The organism is Vibrio sp. S9_S30 (assembly GCF_014694455.1).
GTDB lineage: Bacteria > Pseudomonadota > Gammaproteobacteria > Enterobacterales > Vibrionaceae > Vibrio.
On sequence record NZ_JAAUWT010000068.1, the window covers coordinates 1 to 2,768 of the forward strand.

Annotated in this window: 2 protein-coding genes; both read right to left on the reverse strand. The window is 40.4% G+C overall.

Annotated features, from left to right (window positions below; translation table 11 throughout):
• Nucleotides 1-1,324: 1,324 nt before the first annotated feature.
• The gene (locus tag HC752_RS23910; RefSeq protein WP_190337685.1) at nucleotides 1,325-1,672 is read right to left on the reverse strand and encodes a hypothetical protein; all 348 of its coding nucleotides are present in this window, start codon (nucleotides 1,670-1,672) and stop codon (nucleotides 1,325-1,327) included.
• Entirely contained in the window at nucleotides 1,669-2,121 is a 453-nt protein-coding gene (locus tag HC752_RS23915) for a tlde1 domain-containing protein (RefSeq protein ID WP_190337686.1), read from the reverse strand. The genes HC752_RS23910 and HC752_RS23915 overlap by 4 nt, the downstream gene beginning before the upstream one ends.
• Between the last annotated feature and the right edge of the window lie 647 nt (nucleotides 2,122-2,768).

Genomic DNA, 2,768 nt, shown 5'->3' on the forward strand with positions numbered 1-2,768 from the left:
GACACCCAAAACGCCAATTCGGTCGAAGATTCAGAAAAACGAGCCAAGAACAAAGCTTCAAAATACGGTAAACAGGAATGGTTTGAAATAGTTACAACGGCTTGGCTTGCGACAACTTTTCCAACTTGATTCGGGTTTAGGAATCGAAATTTGAAGCACTGAAGCCAGCTATTTTCGAGAACCTTACAACCCTTGAATTATCAAAGCGCTATAACGCCCAATTAAGTAGCCAAAAACGTATAAATACCGCTTCTGCAAACCACCTTAAACACAAGACTCACCGCAAACTGAAAATGCCACACGTTTTTGGTCTGCTTGAATTTTTTGTTATGAACGGACTTTACGGCATCCTCGATTTCCCAGCAAATGCAGAAACCTAAGACACTGAGCCATTTCACAAAATGCCGGCAGCTACTCGATAAACCCACAACGAATTGAATGAAAGAGAGCACCAAGTTTTGAGTTTTTCGATATCTTGCCGCCCCACTAAAATCACGGCGCAGCAAATGGCTGCTAGATAAGGTAACTTGGCAAAAGTAACCAAACAGCCAATTTGCCTTTCGATGAAACCAAAGCGGCATTTCACCAAAGAAACTTGCAAAGATTCAGGTGAGGAAGATTCGAATCATGATGATAATAAAAGGGAACTTTGAACCTTACCCTATAATTTTGCTACATTTTCTTAGCTGCTTCATAACGCCCAGTTAAGTAGCCAAAAACGCACAAATGCTGTTTCTGCAAACTACCGTAATCACTAAACTTACCGCAAGCTAAAAATGCCACGCGTTTTTGGTCTGCTTGAATTGTTTGTTATGAACGGACTTTACGGCAACCTCAGAATTCCAGCAAATACAAATGGTTGAGACACAGAGCCAATTCACAAAATGCCGGCAGCTACACGATAAACCCACAACGAGTTGATTCAAAACGCACACCAAACTTTGAAGTTTTTAATGCCCTGCCGCCCCACGAAAACAACGGCGAAGCAAATGGCTGCTAGAAAAACTTACTTGGCAAAGTAGCTAAACAGCCAATTTGCCTTTCGATGAAATCCAAGCGGCATTTCACCAAAGGAACATTGCCGATTTTCAATTGGGAAAGATTCAAATCATGACGAAAAGAAAAGCAAATATTGAACCTTAGCCCCTAATTTTGCAGGATTTTCCTAGATGCTTCATAACGCCAGCTTAAACCGCAGACAACGCACAAAACAAGCCTCTGCACTGCGCCGTAAGCACTAAAATTACTGCAAACCAAAAATGCCATGCGTTGTTTGTCGGTTTGAAGCTTTTGTTACATGTAGCCTAAATATTTCACACCATAGCTAACGCTTAGCCCTAGAAATCCTAAACCAACCACCAATTAAGGAAAGAACTAAGATAAAAAATGATGAAAAAAAACCGTGATAAAAATATCCCTCTCCTCTTTCATCAATTACTGCATTTCTGAAAGATGGCTCTGAATACATATCGTAAAACCCAAAAGCAACAAATAAAGCAACAATCAAACTGAAATAGTTAATAAAACGCACTTTATATGAAAGCAGAAAAAAGAATAATCCGATGACTATACTTGTAATCCAAAGATCTCCATAGGATGGAATTTTGTCCAACACTTCAGCCCGACAAATATTCGGAACTATAGCAAATAGAATGCAGACGACATTTCTCATTCCACTACTTCCAAATCAATTTTGATATTACTAGACTTTATATAGCTAAGTATTTTGTCAGTTTTCCTATTACCGAGAACTCCACCACCAATGTCGATACAACCAGCAGAACCTTTCATATCCCCGCCATGCAAGAAGAAATTATCTCTCCCATATGTTTTTGTAACTATTTTAGGATGAAGACGTACACGCCAATCTCCCCAATCTCCCTTCGAACGCCTAGCCAAATCACCAATCAAGTTAGGATCACTCAATTCTTTCGGATCGATATAATATACACCTACAGGTAGAGGTCCTTCAAATGGCTTAGCCTGGCAAGCTATAGAAGCCTTATTTAAACAGTTACCTTGCCCACTTGTCGCGTTAACAACCATAGAAAAACAAGGAGTAACTAATGACAACTTGCCATTTCCAATACTGAATGTAATTTTCATTGCTTCATTACCCAAATAGTTCCTTACCGCGGAGAAGATATCTTGTATTACTTAAAGGTAAAGAAATATAAGCATATAATTGATTATGCTTTGAGCCACGTCGCATGTAACGCCCGCTTAAGCTGCTGACAACGCTATACAAAAGCTACCGCATTGCGCCTTAAACACAATTATCACTGCAAACCTAAAATGCCACGCGTTGGCAGTCCGCTTGAAGCGTTTGTTAGAGCGTAACGAGTGCACAAACTCACTTGGCAGAGAAGCATTTTGCTTGCATTCAATGAACAACATCCTAACCAACAAACACCTTCTGTAACCAGACCACGACACCCAAAACGCCAATTCGGTCGGAGATTTAGAAAAACGAGCCAAGAACAAAACTTCAAAATACGGTAAACAGGAATGGTTTGAAATAGTCACAACGGCTTGGCTTGCGACAACTTTTCCAACTTTATTCGGGTTTAGGAATCGAAATTTGAAGCACTGAAGCCAGCTATTTTCGAGAACCTTACAATCCTTGAATTATCAAAGCGCTATAACGCCCGCTTAAGCTGCTGACAACGCTATACAAAAGCTACCGCATTGCGCCTTAAACACAATTATCACCGCAAACCTAAAATGCCACGCGTTGGCAGTCCGCTTGAAGCGTTTGTTAGAGCGTA

Bases quoted from the DNA above. Each gene is read 5' to 3' on its own strand.
- HC752_RS23910 (WP_190337685.1), bottom strand. From the start codon at position 1,672: ATGAGAAATGTCGTCTGCATTCTATTTGCTATAGTTCCGAATATTTGT.